This window comes from Mesorhizobium sp. M7A.F.Ca.US.007.01.2.1 (assembly GCF_003998165.1).
Classification (GTDB): domain Bacteria; phylum Pseudomonadota; class Alphaproteobacteria; order Rhizobiales; family Rhizobiaceae; genus Mesorhizobium; species Mesorhizobium ciceri.
Map to the genome: position 1 here is coordinate 1 of NZ_RZQP01000419.1, position 2425 is coordinate 2425.

The window sequence follows — 2425 nt, forward strand, 5'->3', positions numbered from 1 at the left end:
ACCCCGGGCCGGCCCAATCGGCGCCCCCGCCCCCGAACAGCGCCGCAAACAGGGTGGCGGCGACGGTGGAGTTGCCGACGCCGAGATCGCCGAGACACAAAAGATCGGTGCCGCCGGCGATCGCTTCCATGCCGAAGGCCATGGTGGCGGCACAGCCACGCTCGTCAAGCGCGGCCTCTTCGGTGATGTCGGCGGTCGGGATGTGCAGGGCAAGATCGAAAACCTTCAGCCCGAGATCGTAGGCAATGCAGATCTGGTTGATCGCGGCACCTCCGGCGGCGCAAAGTTCGACCGCGGCGGCGGTCGCCGCCACCGGCCGTGGCGAAATGCCGTGGCGCGTGACGCCGTGATTGCCGGCAAAGACCGCCATCAGCGGTCTTGTCACCGCGGGCGGAGCCCGCCCGCTCCAGGTGGCCAGCCAGGCGGCGATGTCTTCGATGCGGCCAAGCGAATTGCCTGGTTTGTCGGCCTTGGCAAACAGCGTGCGCACGCGGGTCTCGGCTGCCGTGTCGGCCGCCGGCAGATTGGCCAACAGGTTGCGAAAATCGTCGAAAGGCAGTGCGCTGGTCATCTTGTTATCGATCATTCCCTGGAGTTGGTAAGCGGCATAGCCGCCTTGCGGGGTTGGCACAACCTCTGGGATGATGGGCCTGTATTTGCCGCAAAGCCGGCCCCGCAGGGCGCAATCGCGAGGGCTTGCATTGGCTTTACCGTTGCACCATGTGGAAGTGGAACAAGGGATTGCGGATGGAAGCCCAAGAGAAAGTCATGACGGCCATCGAATCCCCGTGCATCCTGGTCTGCTCGATCGACATGAAAACCGGCTTCTGTTTCGGGTGCGGCCGCACGCGCGAGGAAATCGGCGCCTGGATCGGGATGACGCCGGAAACGCGCCGCAGCGTCATGGCTGAATTGCCGGCCCGGCTGGAAACGGTCGAGCGCCGGCCGCGCCGGGAAACGCGCCGCACCCGCATGGCGCGCGAACGCAACGCGCTGTCGTGAGGTGCGGATGAGCCGGTTGTTCTGGATATTGATGGCCGCGATCGGGGTGGGAGCAGTCCTGCTCATGCTCAACGATTCCGCCGGCAGCACCCTCGGCGTGGAGAACAACGATTTCAGCCGGCTGATCTGGCTCGGCGCCTTTGGCGCCCTTATCGGCGCCGGCCTGCTTCGCTCGGGCCGACCCCTGGGCGCCATGGCCCGCAACTTAGGCGCCTGGGCGGCCATCGCGCTCGCGCTGATCGCCGGTTACCAGTATCGCTACGAACTGCAGGATGTCGCCAGCCGGGTGACCGCGGGCCTTGTTCCCGGCAGTCCGCTTGCGCTTGGCGTCGAGGACGGCCACGCCACGGTGACGCTCGACAAGGCGGACAACGGCCATTTCGAAGCGCGCATCCTGATCAACGGCAACCCGGTCCGGGCCGTGGTGGATACCGGCGCGACCAGCACCGTGCTGACGTCCGAAGACGCACAAGCCGCCGGATTCAATCCAGCGGCGCTCAACTACACCATACCGGTTTCGACCGCCAACGGCATGGCACGCGCCGCGGCCGTGAAAACCGATCAGATTGCGATCGGCGGCATCACGCGCAGGGATATGTCGGTGATGATCGCCGCACCCGGCATGCTCAGCCAGAGCCTGCTCGGCATGAACTTCATCGGTTCATTGTCGGGTTTTGACGTGCGCGGCGACCGCATGATCCTCAGGGACTGATCCCCGAATCTCAAGCCGCTTCGGCTGCCGCTCCGCCGAGCTCGACGGCCGCGAAAGCCGCCTTCAGCACGTCCGGGCCGGCGCCGGGTTTTGTCGCGTCGGTGGACAGTATCTGCCGGTAGCGGCGCGCGCCGGGCAAGCCATGGAACAGTCCGACCATGTGGCGGGTGACATGTCCAAGCCGCCCACCCTGCTCGGTATGACGTGCCGCATAGTCCGCCATCGTATCGATCAGCGCGGCGAAATCGAACGGCTCGGACTGGACGCCGTAGAAAGCGGCATCGACGCCAGCCAGAATGCCGGGCGTGTGGTAAGCGGCGCGGCCAAGCATGGCGCCATCGACATGGTCCAGATGCGCCAACGCCTCTTCGATCGTCTGAATGCCGCCATTGATGCCAATGAATTCGTTAGGTTTTCTAGCCTTCAGCCGATAAACTCTGTTGTAGTCGAGCGGCGGGATGTCACGGTTTTCCTTGGGGCTCAGCCCTTCCAGCCACGCCTTGCGCGCATGTACCCACAATGCGTCGGCGCCGGCGTCGAAAACCCCATCCGCCAACGCATCGAGGGCCGGCTCCGGATCCTGTTCGTCGACGCCGATGCGGCATTTGACGGTCACGGGAATTGTCACCGCCGCCTTCATCGCCGCGACACAGCCGGCAACGAGGTCCGGCACCTTCATCAGGCAGGCGCCGAACGTGCCCGACTGGACGC

The 2425-nt window shown here is 65.4% G+C and carries 4 protein-coding genes; 2 read left to right on the top strand and 2 right to left on the bottom strand.

Annotation, left to right across the window (positions count from 1 at the left end; translation table 11 throughout):
* Positions 1-571: nicotinate-nucleotide--dimethylbenzimidazole phosphoribosyltransferase (locus EN949_RS34555; protein WP_206535004.1), on the bottom strand; the 571-nt coding region annotated here is incomplete at its 3' end.
* A gap of 197 nt (positions 572-768) precedes the next feature.
* Here EN949_RS34555 and EN949_RS34560 point away from each other — a divergent pair.
* Positions 769-1002, top strand: coding sequence for a DUF1289 domain-containing protein (locus EN949_RS34560; protein ID WP_164754665.1), 234 nt, complete (start codon positions 769-771; stop codon positions 1000-1002).
* Between the two features lie 7 nt (positions 1003-1009).
* The gene (locus EN949_RS34565; protein WP_064993180.1) at positions 1010-1714 is read left to right on the top strand and encodes a TIGR02281 family clan AA aspartic protease; all 705 of its coding nucleotides are present in this window, start codon (positions 1010-1012) and stop codon (positions 1712-1714) included.
* A gap of 10 nt (positions 1715-1724) precedes the next feature.
* Here the strand turns inward: EN949_RS34565 and dusA are convergent.
* A partial coding sequence (gene dusA, locus EN949_RS34570; protein WP_127371964.1) for a tRNA dihydrouridine(20/20a) synthase DusA occupies positions 1725-2425 on the bottom strand: 701 nt, incomplete at its 5' end.

Coding starts and splice junctions, on each gene's coding strand:
- EN949_RS34560 (WP_164754665.1), top strand. CDS start 769: ATGACGGCCATCGAATCCCCGTGCATCCTGGTCTGCTCGATCGACATG.
- EN949_RS34565 (WP_064993180.1), top strand. CDS start 1,010: ATGAGCCGGTTGTTCTGGATATTGATGGCCGCGATCGGGGTGGGAGCA.